Source organism: Streptomyces sp. SS1-1 (genome assembly GCF_008973465.1).
In the GTDB taxonomy this organism is placed as follows: Bacteria; Actinomycetota; Actinomycetes; order Streptomycetales; family Streptomycetaceae; genus Streptomyces.
This window is the reverse complement of the sequence record NZ_WBXN01000004.1, coordinates 1,501,840-1,516,030: the sequence shown is the minus strand read 5'-3', so window position 1 is coordinate 1,516,030 and position 14,191 is coordinate 1,501,840. Positions and strand designations below refer to the sequence as shown.

The following is a 14,191-nucleotide window of genomic DNA, read 5'->3' as shown; positions in this document are numbered from 1 at the left end:
GGCATCGTACGGGTGTCGGTGGCATGGGGGATGATCGGGGGAAAGCCGTCGAACGAGGAGCGATGCGGGATGAGCCAGAGCGTCAGGACGAGGCCCGAGGGCAGTGGCCGGGTGCTGAGCGAGGCGTACGACACGGCGCTGCTCGACCTCGACGGCGTGGTGTACGCCGGGGGTGACGCGATCGCGCACGCCGTGGACTCGCTGGCGGCGGCCAGGGCGGGCGGGATGCACCTGGCGTACGTCACGAACAACGCGCTGCGCACCCCGGACACCGTGGCGGCGCATCTGACGGAGCTGGGCATACCGACCGGCGCGGACGACGTGATCAACTCGGCGCAGGCCGTGGCGCGGCTGATCAGTGAGCAGGTGCCGGAGGGTTCCCGGGTGCTGGTGATCGGCGGGGAGGGGCTGCGGGTGGCGCTGCGCGAGCGCGGTCTCGTGCCGGTGGACTCGGCGGACGACGACCCGGTGGCCGTGGTGCAGGGGTACGGCGGGCCCGAGCTGCCGTGGGGCCGGTTCGCGGAGGCGTGCTACGCGATCGCGCGGGGTGTGCCGTGGTTCGCGTCGAACACGGATCTGACGATTCCGAGCGCGCGCGGCATCGCCCCGGGCAACGGCGCGGCGGTGGAGGTCGTACGGATCGCCACCGGTGCGGAGCCGCAGGTGGCGGGCAAGCCGCTGCCTCCGATGCACCGGGAGACGGTGCTGCGTACGGGTGCCGAGCGGCCGCTGGTGGTCGGGGACCGGCTGGACACGGACATCGAGGGCGCGTTCAACGGGGAGGTGGACTCGCTGCTGGTGCTGACGGGGGTGACGGACGGCGCCCAGGTGCTCGCCGCGCCGCCGCAGCACCGGCCGACGTATGTGGACGCCGATCTGCGGGGGCTGCTCACCGGGCAGCCGGAGGTCGGCGAGGAGGGGGACGGCTTCCGGTGCGGCGGGTGGACGGCCTCGGCGCGCGGCGAGCGGCTGGAACTCGAGGGTGACGGCGCGGCCTTGGACGGGCTGCGCGCCCTGTGTGCCGCGGCCTGGACGTGGGCCGGGGACGGCGCGTGCACGCTGGACGCGGAGAAGGCGCTGGCGCGGCTGGGGCTGTGACACCGAACGGGGCGTCAGTGCGAGGGTAGGCTAACCTAACTGGGTGTTGGTCGACAGTCCTCCCCAAGAGCGCGCCCGGTCGGTGCCCGTGGCACCGAGCCGCCGGGCGGCGCGTGCCGTCGGGTTGCTGGTCTCCGTCCTGATCCTGGTGGCCGTCGTGCTGACGAGCGTCGCCGTCGGGGCGAAGCAGCTGTCGCTGGGCGAGGTCTGGCACGGCCTGTTCGCGAGCACGGGCACCTATGCCGACGTCGTCGTCGACGACCGGATCTCGCGGACGGTCCTCGGGGTCCTCGCGGGTGCCGCGCTCGGGCTCGCGGGGGCCGTCCTGCAGGCCCTCACCCGTAACCCGCTCGCCGACCCGGGGCTGCTCGGCATCAACGCGGGCGCGTCCGCCGCGGTCGTCACCGCCATCACCTTCCTCGGCGTCACGAGCCTGAGCGGCTATGTGTGGTTCGCGTTCGCCGGTGCGGCAGGGGTCGGGGCGCTGGTCTGGTTCCTCGGCGGCAGCCGGGGCGCCACGCCGGTGCGGCTGGCGCTCGCGGGGACGGCGATCAGCGCGGCCCTGTACGGCTATCTGCAGGCCGTGATGATCCTGGACAACGCCGCGCTGAACAAGATGCGCTTCTGGACGGTCGGTTCGCTGACCTCGGCGACGGACTCCACCATCCGGCAGGTCCTGCCGTTCCTCATCGCCGGCATGGTCCTCGCGCTGTGCCTGGCCCGGCCGCTCAACGCCATGGAGATGGGCGACGACACCGCCCGGGCCCTCGGCGCCCGGCTGAACCGGACGCGGGTGCTGTCGATGCTCGCGGCGACCGTGCTGTGCGGTGCGGCGACCGCGGCCTGCGGGCCGATCGTGTTCGTCGGGCTGATGGTGCCGCACGTGGTGCGGTCCTTCACCGGCCCGGACCTGCGCTGGATCCTGCCGTACGCGGCCGTCCTGTCGCCCGTGCTGCTGCTCGGCGCCGATGTGATCGGCCGGGTCGTCGCGCGGCCGTCGGAGCTCCAGGTCGGGATCGTCACCGCGATCCTCGGCGGACCGGTCTTCATCTTTCTCGTACGACGGCGGAGGACGGCCCAGCTGTGAGCAGCGCATCGAAGCAGGCGGCGCGCGCCGAGGCGGACGCCCCGGCGAAGCGCCGGCGTGCCCCGCGTGCCGTGCGGACGCCGGGCGGGCTCTCCCTCCGGCTGGACGTGCGGGCGCTGACCGTGGTCGTCGTCCTGCTAGCCGCCGCGCTGGGCGCCGGCGTGCTGCTGATCGGCACCGGCGAGTTCCCGATCAGCACCCGGGACGTGATCCGGACGCTGCTCGGGGACGGCAACCCGGGGCAGGAGCTCGTCGTCAACGACATGCGGCTGCCGAGGGTCCTGGTCGCCCTGCTGGTCGGCGCCTCGCTGGGGCTGGGCGGGGCGCTGTTCCAGGCGCTGTCCCGCAACCCGCTGGGCAGCCCGGACATCCTCGGGCTCAGCCAGGGCGCCACGGCCGGGGCGCTCGTCGTGATCGTGCTGGTCTCCGGGGACGCCCGGCAGGTCACCCTCGGCGCCCTCGTCGGCGGGCTCGTGACCGGCCTGGCGATCTATCTGCTCGCCTGGAAGCGGGGCGTGCACGGCTACCGGCTGGTCCTGGTCGGCATCGGCATGTCGGCGATCATGACGGCGGTCAACGGCTATCTGCTGACCAAGGCGGACATGGTCGACGCGGCCCGTGCCGTGGTGTGGATGACCGGGTCCCTCAGCGGCCGCGACTGGGAGCAGGTGTGGCCGCTGCTCGCGCTGTGCGCGGTGCTCGTCCCGCTCGTCCTGGGCAACGGTCGGGCGCTGCGGATGATGGAGATGGGCGACGACGTGTCGTACGCCCTCGGGGTGCGGGTGGAGCGCGTACGGCTGCTGATGATGCTGGCCGCCGTGCTGCTCACCGCGGCCGCCACCGCCGCCGCCGGACCGGTCAGCTTCGTGGCGCTCACCGCCCCGCAGCTGGCCCGCCGCCTGACCCGCTCGCCCGGCCCTAACCTGCTGCCGTCGCTGTGCATGGGCGCCGCCCTCCTGGTCACCGCCGACTGGACGTCCCAGCGGGTCTTCGGCGCGGACCAGCTGCCGGTCGGCGTGGTCACGGGCGTGCTCGGCGGCGTGTACCTGCTGTGGCTGCTGGTCACCGAGCGCAGGGCGGGCCGGATATGAGCGCCGGCGGCGGCCTCGGCGGCGAGGCGACCCACGGGCCGAACAACCGAAGGAGCACAGTGAACCGTCTGTCCGCCGACAACGTCACCCTCGCCTACGACCAGCGGGTCATCGCGGAGCAGCTGTCGGTGGAGATACCCGACCACTCCTTCACCGTGATCGTCGGCCCGAACGCGTGCGGCAAGTCCACCCTGCTGCGCGCCCTGTCACGGATGCTCAGGCCGGCCGACGGGCGGGTGCTGCTGGACGGCAAGGCGATCCAGTCGATGCCGCCGAAGAAGGTCGCGCGGACCCTGGGCCTGCTGCCGCAGTCCTCGATCGCGCCCGACGGCATCACGGTCGCCGACCTCGTGGGCCGCGGCCGGTACCCGCACCAGGGCCTCCTGCGCCAGTGGTCCGCCGAGGACGAGCGGGTCGTACGGGAGTCCATGGAGCAGACCGGGGTGGCCGAGCTCGCGGACCGGTACGTCGACGAGCTGTCCGGCGGGCAGCGCCAGCGGGTGTGGATCGCCATGGCGCTGGCCCAGCAGACCCCGCTGCTGCTGCTCGACGAGCCGACGACCTATCTGGACATCCAGCACCAGATCGACGTGCTGGACCTGTGCGCGGAGCTGCACGAGGAGCAGGGGCGCACCCTCGTCGCCGTGCTCCACGACCTCAACCACGCCGCCCGGTACGCCACCCACCTCATCGCCCTGCGGGACGGGCGGGTCGTCGCCGAGGGCGCTCCGGGGGACGTCGTCACGGCCGAGCTGGTCGAGGAGGTCTTCGGGCTGCGCTGTCAGGTCATCGACGACCCGGAGACGGGTACGCCGCTGGTGGTGCCGGCGGCCCGCAGGGCCCGGGCGAAGGCGTCCGTCACGGGAGCTTCCTGAGCGGCACCGTCACAGGAGCTTCCTGAGCAGCAGCAGGTCGCGGACGCCCGCGTGCAGCCTGACCCGGCCCGCACCCCAGGCCTTGGCGAAGTGCAGCTCGCCGGCGACCAGGGCGACCAGGTCGTCGCCGGTCATGCTCAGACGGATCTGCGCCTTGTCGCGGGGCGGGCCCTGCAGGGTGTGGTCGACGTGGATCCTGCCGCCGGTCATCCGGCCGGTGAACGTCACGTCCAGGTCCGTGATGTGGCAGCTCACCGAGCGGTCCAGGGCGACGGCGGCCCGGACGTCCCCCTCGGTACGCTGCATGGACTCCGAGAGCTTCTCGAGTGCGGCGCGGCACTCCTCGATCGTGGCCATCGGGACCGACGGTACCCCAGCCGTTCGCGATAGCGTCTGGGCATGAGCGACTCCCTGCCCGAGGCCACGACACCGGCCGGCGAGACGGCCGTGGAAACCGCGGACACGGCGGAGACCACGGACGCCGTGGCGCCCGGCGGCCCGGACGGACCCGAGCACGACCCGGCGGTCCCCGCCCCGCTGGCCGTCCCGCGCACCCCCACCGGGAACGCCGACGTGGACGCCTGGCTGGAACGGCTGGGTGACGCCGACCACCTCGCGACCGACGGGCACCTCGAGGTGTACGAGGATGTACACCGAGGGCTGCGCGACGCGCTCACCGCGCTCGACGCCCGCCCGGGACCCCCGGCGCCCTCTCCGCCGTACCGAAACAGGAGCTGAACCGAACGTGGCAGGAGTCGCACGCCGCCGTCTCGACGCGGAGCTGGTCCGCCGCAAGCTGGCGCGCTCGCGCGAGCACGCCAGCCAGCTGATCGCGGCCGGGCGGGTCACCGTCGGCAAGACCGTCGCGACCAAGCCCGCCACCCAGGTGGAGACCGCGGCGGCCATCGTCGTACGCGCCGACGACAGCGACCCCGACTACGTCTCCCGGGGCGGGCACAAGCTGGCGGGCGCGCTGGCGGCGTTCGTGCCGCGCGGGCTCGTCGTGGAGGGCCGGCGGGCCCTGGACGCCGGCGCGTCCACCGGCGGTTTCACGGACGTCCTGCTGCGGGCCGGTGCCGCGCACGTCGTCGCCGTGGACGTCGGATACGGACAACTCGCCTGGACTCTGCAGAGCGATGAACGCGTCACCGTCAAGGACCGTACGAACGTACGCGAGTTGACGCTCGATGCGATCGATGGGGAGCCAGTGGATCTTGTCGTCGGAGATCTGTCCTTCATCCCGCTCGGTCTGGTACTGCCCGCCCTGGTGCGGTGCGTGAAGCCGGACGCCGATCTGGTGATGATGGTCAAGCCGCAGTTCGAGGTGGGGAAGGAACGGCTGGGGAGCGGGGGAGTCGTACGGAGTCCGCAGCTGCGGGCGGAGGCCGTGCGGACGGTGGCCGGCAAGGCGTGGGAGCTGGGGCTCGGGGTGAACGGGGTCACCGCCAGTCCGTTGCCGGGACCGTCCGGGAACGTCGAGTACTTTCTGTGGCTGCGTGCCGGGGCGCCCGCCCCGGACCCGGCCGACATCGACCGTGCAGTGGCGGAGGGGCCGCGTTGACACCGAACCGAGCTCGTACTGTTTTCCTGCTCGCCCACACCGGGCGGCCCGCGGCCATCCGCAGCGCCGAACTCGTGGTCGGCGGCCTGCTGCGCTCGGGCATCGGCGTACGGGTGCTGGAGGCCGAGGCCGAGGACCTGCCGCTGCCGGACGAGGTGGAACTCGTCAAGGAGGCGACCCCGCAGTGCCTGGACGGCTGCGAACTGCTCATCGTCCTCGGCGGTGACGGGACGCTGCTGCGCGGCGCCGAGTTCGCGCGGGCGTCCGGCGTGCCGATGCTGGGCGTCAACCTGGGGCGGGTCGGCTTCCTCGCGGAGGCCGAGCGCGACGACCTGGACAAGGTCGTCGACCGGGTCGTGACCAAGTCGTACGAGGTCGAGGAGCGGATGACCGTCGACGTCGTCGTGCACCAGAACGGCGACATCGTGCACACCGACTGGGCGCTGAACGAGGCGGCCGTGCAGAAGGTGTCCGCCGAGAAGCTGCTCGAGGTCGTGCTGGAGATCGACGGGCGGCCGGTCACCGGGTTCGGCTGCGACGGCATCGTGCTGTCGACGCCGACCGGATCGACGGCGTACGCCTTCTCGGCCGGCGGGCCCGTGGTGTGGCCGGAGGTCGAGGCGCTGCTGATGGTGCCGATCAGCGCGCACGCCCTGTTCGCCAAGCCTCTGGTGACCTCGCCGAACTCGGTGCTCGCCGTGGAGGTGCTGCCGCACATCCCGCCGGGCGTGCTGTGGTGCGACGGGCGCCGGACCGTGGAGCTGCCGCCTGGGGCGCGTGTCGAGGTGCGGCGCGGGGCGGTGCCGGTACGGCTGGCCCGGCTGCACCACGCGTCGTTCACGGACCGCCTGGTGGCGAAGTTCGCGCTACCCGTCTCCGGCTGGCGCGGGGCACCCCACTAGAGCTGGGCGAACGCCACTCGGCCGGGTGACAAGGCCGGGTCCGTACCCATTCGTCACCTGGACCTTCACAGGACTGGGACCGGGGCCCGTCGCATCCCCGGCCCCGGACCTCGTAAGGTCGTGTCCGTGTTGGAGGAGATGCGGATACGGTCGCTCGGAGTCATCGACGACGCGGTGGTCGAGCTGTCGCCCGGATTCACCGCCGTCACGGGTGAGACGGGCGCCGGCAAGACCATGGTCGTCACGAGCCTCGGGCTGCTGCTCGGCGGGCGCGCCGACGCGGCGCTGGTGCGGATCGGGGCCGAGAAGGCGGTCGTGGAGGGACGGATCACCGTTCCCCCGGACGCGTCGGCCGCCGTGCGGGCCGAGGAGGCGGGCGCCGAGCTGGACGACGGCGCGCTGCTCATCAGCCGTACCGTTTCCGCCGAAGGGCGCTCCCGGGCGCACCTCGGCGGGCGCAGCGTCCCCGTCGGGATGCTCGCCGAACTCGCCGACGAACTGGTGGCCGTGCACGGGCAGACCGACCAGCAGGGTCTGCTGAAGCTGACCCGGCAGCGGCAGGCGCTCGACCGGTACGCCGGGGACGCCGTCGCCGTTCCGCTCGCCAAGTACGGCGAGGCGTACCGGCGGCTGCGGGCGGTCGCCACGGAGCTGGAGGAGATCGTCACGCGCGCGCGTGAGCGCGCCCAGGAGGCCGATCTGCTGCGGTTCGGGCTCGACGAGATCGCCGCGGTCGAACCGCGCGCCGGTGAGGACGTCGAGCTCGCCGAGGAGGCCGAGCGGCTCGGGCACGCCGAGGCGCTGTCGTCGGCCGCCACGGCCGCGCACGCCGCCCTCGCGGGCAACCCGGAGGACCCCGAGGGCATCGACGCGGCGACGCTCGTCGCGGGCGCCCAGCGGGCCCTGGACGCCGTCCGGTCGCACGATCCGGCGCTGTCCGCGCTGGCCGAGCGGATCGGTGAGATCGGCATCCTGCTCGGCGACGTCGCCGGGGAGCTGGCCGGGTACGCCGACGACCTGGACGCCGACCCGCTGCGGCTGGCGGCCGTCGAGGAGCGGCGGGCCGCGCTGACCGGGCTGACCCGCAAGTACGGCGAGGACATCGCGGCCGTGCTCGCCTGGGCCGAGGAGAGCGGGCGCCGGCTGACCGAGCTGGACGGCGACGACGAGCGCATCGAGGAGCTGACCGCCGAGCGGGACGCGCTGCGCACCGAGCTGGGCGGGCTCGCCCAGGCCCTGACCGACGCGCGCACCGAGGCCGCCGAGCGGTTCGCGGCCGCCGTGACCGCCGAGCTGGCCTCGCTCGCCATGCCGCACGCGCGTGTGTCGTTCGCGATCCGGCAGACCGAGGACCCGGAGGGCGTGGAGGTCGGCGGGCGCACCGTCGCCTACGGCCCGTCCGGCGCGGACGAGGTGGAGCTGCTGCTCGCCCCGCACCCCGGGGCGCCGGCGCGGCCGATCGCCAAGGGCGCCTCCGGCGGTGAGCTCTCGCGCGTGATGCTCGCCGTCGAGGTGGTCTTCGCCGGCACCGACCCGGTGCCGACCTATCTGTTCGACGAGGTCGACGCGGGCGTCGGCGGCAAGGCGGCCGTGGAGATCGGCCGCAGGCTCGCCCGGCTGGCGAAGTCCGCGCAGGTGGTCGTCGTGACCCATCTGCCGCAGGTCGCCGCGTTCGCCGACCGGCAGCTGCTGGTGGAGAAGACGAACGACGGGTCCGTCACCCGGTCCGGTGTGAAGGTGCTGGAGGGCGAGGAGCGCATCAAGGAGCTGTCCCGGATGCTCGCCGGCCAGGAGGACTCCGAGACGGCCCGGGCGCACGCCGAGGAACTGCTGGAGACGGCCCGCGCGGACGTGTAGGGATCCGGCGGGGGGCGTTGTCAGTGGCCCCGCCTAGGCTGGCCGCATGATCGAACGCGCTCGCCGGGTCTCCGACTTCGCCCTGTCCGCGGCCCTCACCCGAGCCGTGGGGAGCGCGTTGCGCGCCACGTCCCCCGGTGGCCCGAGCCGTTGGGAGCGGAAGAACCACGCGGGCCGGACCGTCACGCTGCACGCCGGGCCGGCCTGCGCGCTCGCCGCCGCGCTCGGCATCGCGCGCGTGTCGCCCGCCGCCGGGTTCGCCGTGGCCGTCGCCGGAGCCTGCGGGGCGTACGACGACATCGCGGGGGCCGGTGACCCCAGGCGGGGCTTCCGGGCGCATCTGTCCGCCCTGCGGGACGGCGAAGTCACCAGCGGCCTCGTCAAATTGGCGGGGATATCGGCGGCCGGGCTGGTCGCGGGCGCCTTCCTGAAGGAGCGGCCCCTGGACCGGCTGCTCGCGGGTGTGGTCATCGCCGGGGCCGCCCACGCGGTGAACCTGGTCGACGTACGGCCGGGGCGGGCCGCCCTCGGAGTGCTGGCGCTCGGCGCTCCGGGCCTGCTGCGTGCCGGGCGGGGCGGCGGGATCGCCGCTGCCACCATGGGGGCCGCCGCGGCCGTGCTCCCCGACGACCTGGGGGAGCGGGCGATGATCGGCGACACCGGTGCCCACGCTTTGGGCGCGGCCCTCGGCGCCGCCGTCGTCGCGGGCAACGGCCGGGCCGGACTGGCCGTCCACGCCGCCGCCGTGGTCGCTGCGGCCGTGTACGGCGACAAGGTCAGCGCCATCGCGCGCGGGGCGGGCACGGTCTGAGACGGCGTCGGCGGCGGGTCGGCGCGCGGTTTGTGGCCGTGTGTGCGCCGGGCCGGCGCGCGGTCTGGGGCGGCGTCGGCAGTGGGCATGCGTGCGTGGTCCGAGGCGGTGTGCGGGCCGGGCAGGCGCGCGGTCTGGGGCGGCGTCGGCATGGGGCATGCGTACGTGGTCCGAGGCCGTGTACACACCGGGCAGGCGCGCGGTCCGAGGCGGTGTGCTCGCCGGGCAGGCGCGTGGCCTGAAAGGGCGTCAACACCGGGCCGGCGCGCGGCGGGGGCGCGAGGGCGTGATCGCCGGCGAGAGCCGATCCGGCGCACGGGATCACACCGGGTGTCGAAAAGTGCGCCACGCGCGCGTGTTCGTGGACCGTGCGCCACGCGACTCACTCGTGCAGGTGACTCCCCGCGCCGCGTTGCCCGGCCGCCGCCCTCCCGCCGGTCCCGGAACGGCCCTGCGTCCTGGCATCCTTGGCGTAAACATGTCGTACGCGTAGGGATTCAGGCGGTACACCCCCTCCGCCCGATCCTTCTGTACGTTCTTCGTGACTGCCCGACCCGAAGCAGGAGACTTGGCCACGTGACCCCCGTGAGCAGCCACTCACCGCACGGCCAGTCGTCGCTGCGCACCGTGCAGGTACTGGGCGGTGGCAACGCCGGCAGTAGCGCGCATGTGCGATCGCTGTCCTCGGGGCTGGTCGCGCGGGGCGTGCGGGTCACCGTGTGCGCCCCCGTGGAGGCGGATCACCTCTACGACTTCAGGGGCGCCGGCGCCGAACACGTGCACGTGCCCCGCAGCAGCGACCCCGCGGCGGTGGCCGCGCTGCGTGCCGCGTGCGCCGACGCGGACCTGGTGCACGCGCACGGGCTGCACGCCTCCTTCCGCAGCGTCCTCGCGCTGAGCGGCCGGCGCACACCGCTCGTCGTCACCTGGCACGACCGGGCCCACGCCGAGGGCGCCCGCGCCCATCTCGTCCGGCTGCTGGAGCGACGGGTCGTCAGGAACGCCTCCGTGGTGCTCGGCACCACCTCCGCCCTGGTCGAGCGGGCCCGCCGCACCGGTGCGCGCGACGCCCGGCTCGCCGCGGTCGCCCTGCCCCGGCCGCGCCGGACCGCCGAACGCGACGACCCCGACCGCCTCACCGCCAAGGCCCGCGCCGAACTCGGCGCCACCGGACGCCCGTTGCTGATCGCGGTCGGCGCCCTCGAACGGCACCGCGGGTACGACGTGCTGCTGGACGCCGCGCGCGCCTGGCGGGCCCTCGACCCCGCGCCGCTGGTCGTCATCGCGGGGGAGGGGCCGCTGCGGGGCGCGCTCCAGCAGCGCATCGAGGAGGAGGCCCTGCCCGTACGCCTCATCGGGCGCCGCGACGACGTCACCGACCTGCTCGCCGCCGCCGACATCGCGCTGCTGCCCAGCCGTGGGGAGGCCCGGTCCGTCCTCGCCCAGGAGGCGCTGCACGCGCGTGTACCGCTCGTCGCCACGGAGAGCGGGGGTGTGCCCGAACTCGTCGGTGACGCCGCGGAACTCGTGCCGTACGGCGACGCGCACGCCCTCGCCGCCGCCGTCGTACGGCTGCTCGGCGATCCCGCCCGGCGGGACCTGCTCCGGGAGCGCGGGGTGCGGCAGGCCGCGACCTGGCCCACCGAGGACGAGACCGTGGCCCAGGTGCTCAGCGTCTACGACGAGTTGACGCAGCCCCGGCCCATGATCTGACCCCGCCCGGCGCTACGGCACATACCGACGGGCCCGCAGCGCGAGGCTCAACGCCAGGACCGTGTGCGGGTCGTCGAGGTCGGTGCCGAGCAACTCGCCGATGCGCGCGAGCCGGTTGTAGAGCGTCTGCCGGTTCAGATGCAGTTCGCGGGCCGTCTCTGCCTTGCGGCCCGCGTGCGCCAAGTACGTCTCCAGCGTGGGCAGCAGGGGCGGCCGGGACCGCTCGTCGTGCGCCCGCAGCGGGCCGATCGCCCGGTCCACGAACGCCGCCAGGCCGGGGTGGTCCCGCAGCCGCCACAGCAGCAGGTCGATGTCCAGCCGCCGCGCGTCGTACCAGGGCACGTCCGGCAGCCCCTGCGCGGCCGTCGCCGTCTCCGCCGCGTGCCGCAGCGACGCCGAGGCCGCCGCCCAGCCGCCCGCCTCCCCGACGACCACGACCGGCGCCGGAGCGCCCGGCCGCCGCATCCCGGCCCGCTCCGCACCCGCCCGCAGCGCCGCCGCCACCCGGTCGGCCACCGCCGGTCGCTCCGACTCCGAGCGCAGCCCGAGCAGCAGCGGTACCCGGCCCTCCACCGGCCGCACCCCCAGCAGCACCGGCACGCCCACCGAGGCCAGCTCCTCGCCGACCGCGCGGGCCAGCACCGCCCAGCCGCCCCCGCTCTCCGCACCGCCACGGGACGCACCACCGGGCGCCGCCAGCCCGTCGCCGAGCCGCATCACGACCGGCAGCAGCGGACCGGAACCCGGCTTGAAACCCAGGACCCGGGCCTGCGCCGGGGCGTCCTCCGGGGTGACCCGGCCCTCCGCGAGATCGGTCAGGAAGTCGCCACGCCCCCGGGCGGCCAGCTCCTCCTCCTGCCGCGCCTGCATCAGCACCACGGCGAGGATGCCCGCCGCGCGCTCCGCCGCGATCCGATGCACCGGCGCGAGGGGCCCGCGCACCGGCAGCAGGGCGAGCCGGGCGCGCACCGACCCGGTGCCCGCGCCGCCCCCGGGCACCTCCACCAGCACCGACCCGGCCGGCGGCGGCGCCTCCTTGTGCTGCCCGCGCAGGCCCTCCCACACCTGCAGCGGGTCCGTGCCCTCGGGCCCGGCCCCCGCCGCGTACAGCAGCCGTCCGTCCGGCGTCTCCAGGAAGACCGGGTTGCCGGCGAAGTCCGCCAGGATGGCGAGCACCTGCGGCACCCCGCCCCCGCCGAGCAGGGCCTCCGTGCACCGGCGGTGCACCTCCTCCGCCCGCTGCAGCAGCGCGTAGTGCCCGTTGACGATCTCGGTGTGGATCTCCTCGGTGACCGTGACGAACGGCACCTCGCGATGGAGCTGGACCAGCGGCAGCCCCGCCGCGCGCGCGGTGTCGACCAGCGCGGCGGGCAGCCGGGTGAAGCGCGCGCCCAGCTCCACCACCAGGGCCGCGATGCCCCGGTCGGCCAGGGTGCGCACGAACGCCCGCTGGTCGGCGGGCCGGGTGCCGAGGCCGTACCCCGTGGTCAGCAGTAGTTCGCCGCCCTTGAGCAGCGAGGCGATGTTCGGCACCTCGCCCGCGTGGACCCAGCGCACCGTGCGCCCCAGCCGGTCGCCGCCCGCGAGGACCTCGGGCAGCCCGCTGCGCAGTCCGGGCAGCTCAAGGGCCCGGCGCACGGTGATCCCGGCACTGTGGGTGTCGAACGCGCTGTCCCTGCGGCTGTCCATAGCCGGACGCTACCCGCGGGCGCCCTCCGGGGGCACATCCGCACCCTGCGGCGACGCGTCCGCCCGTCAGGCCGGGGCGATGTTGTGGTTGAAGCGGAACACGTTGTCCGGGTCGTAGCGGCGTTTCAGACCGGCGAGCCGCCGCATGTTCTCGGCGCCCAGTCCGGCCGTCACCCGGTCCGTGCCCTCGTCCCCGATGAAATTGAGGTACACGTCTCCCGTGCTGTACGGCCGTGCGCCGGCGCGCACGTCCCGCACCCACTGCCTGCACCGCTCGTCGTCCGCCGGGTCCTCCCAGATGGCGAAGGGGTGGACGGCCCACGGCGCGTCCCGATAGGGCACCGGGTACTCATGCGGGCCCGCCGCGATCGCCCCGCCCTGCGGGAACAGCACATGGATGGTGGCGCTCGGCGGCAGGGCCTCGCCGCCCGCGCAAAACACGTCCAGGTAGTCGTCGGGCGCGCCCGTCAGATACTCGGCCGACCAGTAGTTCCGCATCCCCGGCGGGTCGTCGAGCATGCACTGGACGTCGGCGTACGGCATCGCCCCGACGATCTCCTGCTCGTGCGGCAGCGCCAGCAGCGGCTCGGCCAGCTTGCGCAGGTCCTCCTCGGGGCCGGCGTACGTGAGCAGCGCGCCGCACAGCAGCGAGCCGACCAGGGGCGGCGGCACGAAGTCCTCGGGCGGTGCGTGGAGATACAGCACGCCGCCGCTCGCCTCGTCGGGAGCCGCCGCGATCAGCTCGCGGTAGGTGCGGGTCACCTCGCGTCCGAACTCCGGCAGGTACAGCAGCAGGGCGATCGAGAAGTCGGGCAGCGGGTGCAGCCTGAGGGTGAGCGCGGTCGCGACGCCGAAGTTGCCGCCGCCGCCGTGCAGGCCCCAGAACAGCTCCGGGTTCTCGTCGGCGCTCGCGTGGACCCGCTCGCCGTCCGCGGTGACGAGGTCCACGCCGAGGAGGTTGTCGACGGCCAGCCCGAAGCAGCGGTCCAGCCAGCCGGTGCCGCCGCCGAGGACGAAGCCGCCGACCCCGGTCGTGGAGGCCCGGCCGCCGGTGGTGGCCAGGCCGTGCGGCTGGCACGCCCGGTCAAGGTCGCTCATCGTGGCGCCGCCCGCGATCCGCACCGCCCCGGCGGCGGGGTCCACGGAGACCGCGCGCATGTGCCGCAGATCGATGACGAGCCCGTTGTCGTTGACGGCCGAGCCGGCGACGCTGTGCCCGCCGCCGCGCACCGCGATGTTCAGGTCGAGGTCCCTGCCGAACCGGACGGCCCGCACGACGTCGTCCTCGTTGGCGCACTGCGCGATGACGGCGGGCCGCTTGTCGATCATGGCGTTGAAGACGGTACGGGCCTCGTCATAACCCGCGTCCGAAGGGGCGAACACGTCGCCGACCAGTTCCTCGCGCAGCGCGGCGAGGGCCGCGCCCGCCTTCGATGGGGAGGCCATGAGGCGCCCCCTTCCCTGCAGAGGGCTGATGGTCCCAGCTTAGGCAGGCCGCGGCCGTCCT

General features: G+C 74.5%; 13 protein-coding genes. 10 read left to right on the top strand and 3 right to left on the bottom strand.

From position 1 onward, the window contains the following. The first annotated feature begins 69 nt into the window (after positions 1 to 69). The 4 genes from F8R89_RS08060 (at position 70) to F8R89_RS08045 (ending at position 4,151) form a co-directional block, all read left to right on the top strand. Positions 70 to 1,098 (top strand): HAD hydrolase-like protein, encoded by a 1,029-nt coding sequence (locus F8R89_RS08060; protein WP_151783317.1) that lies wholly within the window; start codon positions 70 to 72, stop codon positions 1,096 to 1,098. A gap of 43 nt (positions 1,099 to 1,141) precedes the next feature. Then, on the top strand, positions 1,142 to 2,185 hold the full coding sequence (locus F8R89_RS08055; RefSeq protein WP_151783316.1) for a FecCD family ABC transporter permease: 1,044 nt from the start codon (positions 1,142 to 1,144) through the stop codon (positions 2,183 to 2,185). Between the two features lie 71 nt (positions 2,186 to 2,256). Then, complete coding sequence (locus F8R89_RS08050; protein ID WP_225994621.1) at positions 2,257 to 3,276, top strand: FecCD family ABC transporter permease; 1,020 nt, start codon at positions 2,257 to 2,259, stop codon at positions 3,274 to 3,276. After that, positions 3,273 to 4,151, top strand: a complete 879-nt coding sequence (locus F8R89_RS08045; RefSeq protein ID WP_151783314.1) for an ABC transporter ATP-binding protein — start codon at positions 3,273 to 3,275, stop codon at positions 4,149 to 4,151. Before F8R89_RS08050 ends, F8R89_RS08045 begins: the two co-directional genes overlap by 4 nt. Positions 4,152 to 4,160: 9 nt before the next feature. Here the strand turns inward: F8R89_RS08045 and F8R89_RS08040 are convergent, their stop codons facing one another. After that, entirely contained in the window at positions 4,161 to 4,508 is a 348-nt protein-coding gene (locus F8R89_RS08040) for a sterol-binding protein (protein ID WP_151783313.1), read from the bottom strand. A 42-nt stretch (positions 4,509 to 4,550) separates the two neighbouring features. Between F8R89_RS08040 and F8R89_RS08035 the strand changes: the two genes are divergently transcribed. From F8R89_RS08035 to F8R89_RS08010, 6 genes are all read left to right on the top strand, one after another. Continuing rightward, complete coding sequence (locus tag F8R89_RS08035) at positions 4,551 to 4,889, top strand: hypothetical protein (RefSeq protein ID WP_225994347.1); 339 nt, start codon at positions 4,551 to 4,553, stop codon at positions 4,887 to 4,889. Between the two features lie 7 nt (positions 4,890 to 4,896). Further along, positions 4,897 to 5,712, top strand: coding sequence for a TlyA family RNA methyltransferase (locus F8R89_RS08030; RefSeq protein ID WP_151783312.1), 816 nt, complete (start codon positions 4,897 to 4,899; stop codon positions 5,710 to 5,712). After that, a complete protein-coding gene (locus F8R89_RS08025; RefSeq protein WP_151783311.1) occupies positions 5,709 to 6,614 on the top strand; it encodes an NAD kinase in 906 nt (301 codons plus the stop codon). The genes F8R89_RS08030 and F8R89_RS08025 overlap by 4 nt, the downstream gene beginning before the upstream one ends. 138 nt (positions 6,615 to 6,752) lie before the next feature. Beyond that, positions 6,753 to 8,471, top strand: coding sequence for a DNA repair protein RecN (gene recN / locus F8R89_RS08020; RefSeq protein WP_151788032.1), 1,719 nt, complete (start codon positions 6,753 to 6,755; stop codon positions 8,469 to 8,471). 46 nt (positions 8,472 to 8,517) lie between these two features. Next, positions 8,518 to 9,282 carry a hypothetical protein gene (locus F8R89_RS08015; protein WP_151783310.1) on the top strand — a complete coding sequence of 255 codons (765 nt, stop codon included), beginning with the start codon at positions 8,518 to 8,520 and terminating at the stop codon, positions 9,280 to 9,282. A gap of 576 nt (positions 9,283 to 9,858) precedes the next feature. Next, positions 9,859 to 10,995 carry a glycosyltransferase family 4 protein gene (locus F8R89_RS08010; protein ID WP_151783309.1) on the top strand — a complete coding sequence of 379 codons (1,137 nt, stop codon included), beginning with the start codon at positions 9,859 to 9,861 and terminating at the stop codon, positions 10,993 to 10,995. A 12-nt stretch (positions 10,996 to 11,007) separates the two neighbouring features. Here F8R89_RS08010 and F8R89_RS08005 read toward each other — a convergent pair whose 3' ends face one another. Together F8R89_RS08005 and F8R89_RS08000 are read right to left on the bottom strand one after the other, a co-directional pair. Further along, a complete protein-coding gene (locus F8R89_RS08005) occupies positions 11,008 to 12,684 on the bottom strand; it encodes a PucR family transcriptional regulator (protein WP_151783308.1) in 1,677 nt (558 codons plus the stop codon). A gap of 66 nt (positions 12,685 to 12,750) precedes the next feature. Continuing rightward, positions 12,751 to 14,130 carry an FAD-binding oxidoreductase gene (locus F8R89_RS08000; RefSeq protein WP_151783307.1) on the bottom strand — a complete coding sequence of 460 codons (1,380 nt, stop codon included), beginning with the start codon at positions 14,128 to 14,130 and terminating at the stop codon, positions 12,751 to 12,753. Positions 14,131 to 14,191 lie beyond the last annotated feature (61 nt).

Excerpts from the sequence above, each read along its gene's own strand:
- F8R89_RS08000 (WP_151783307.1), bottom strand. The coding sequence starts at position 14,130 with ATGGCCTCCCCATCGAAGGCGGGCGCGGCCCTCGCCGCGCTGCGCGAG.
- recN (WP_151788032.1), top strand. The coding sequence starts at position 6,753 with ATGCGGATACGGTCGCTCGGAGTCATCGACGACGCGGTGGTCGAGCTG.
- F8R89_RS08045 (WP_151783314.1), top strand. The coding sequence starts at position 3,273 with ATGAGCGCCGGCGGCGGCCTCGGCGGCGAGGCGACCCACGGGCCGAAC.
- F8R89_RS08015 (WP_151783310.1), top strand. The coding sequence starts at position 8,518 with ATGATCGAACGCGCTCGCCGGGTCTCCGACTTCGCCCTGTCCGCGGCC.
- F8R89_RS08040 (WP_151783313.1), bottom strand. The coding sequence starts at position 4,508 with ATGGCCACGATCGAGGAGTGCCGCGCCGCACTCGAGAAGCTCTCGGAG.
- F8R89_RS08005 (WP_151783308.1), bottom strand. The coding sequence starts at position 12,684 with ATGGACAGCCGCAGGGACAGCGCGTTCGACACCCACAGTGCCGGGATC.
- F8R89_RS08035 (WP_225994347.1), top strand. The coding sequence starts at position 4,551 with ATGAGCGACTCCCTGCCCGAGGCCACGACACCGGCCGGCGAGACGGCC.
- F8R89_RS08060 (WP_151783317.1), top strand. The coding sequence starts at position 70 with ATGAGCCAGAGCGTCAGGACGAGGCCCGAGGGCAGTGGCCGGGTGCTG.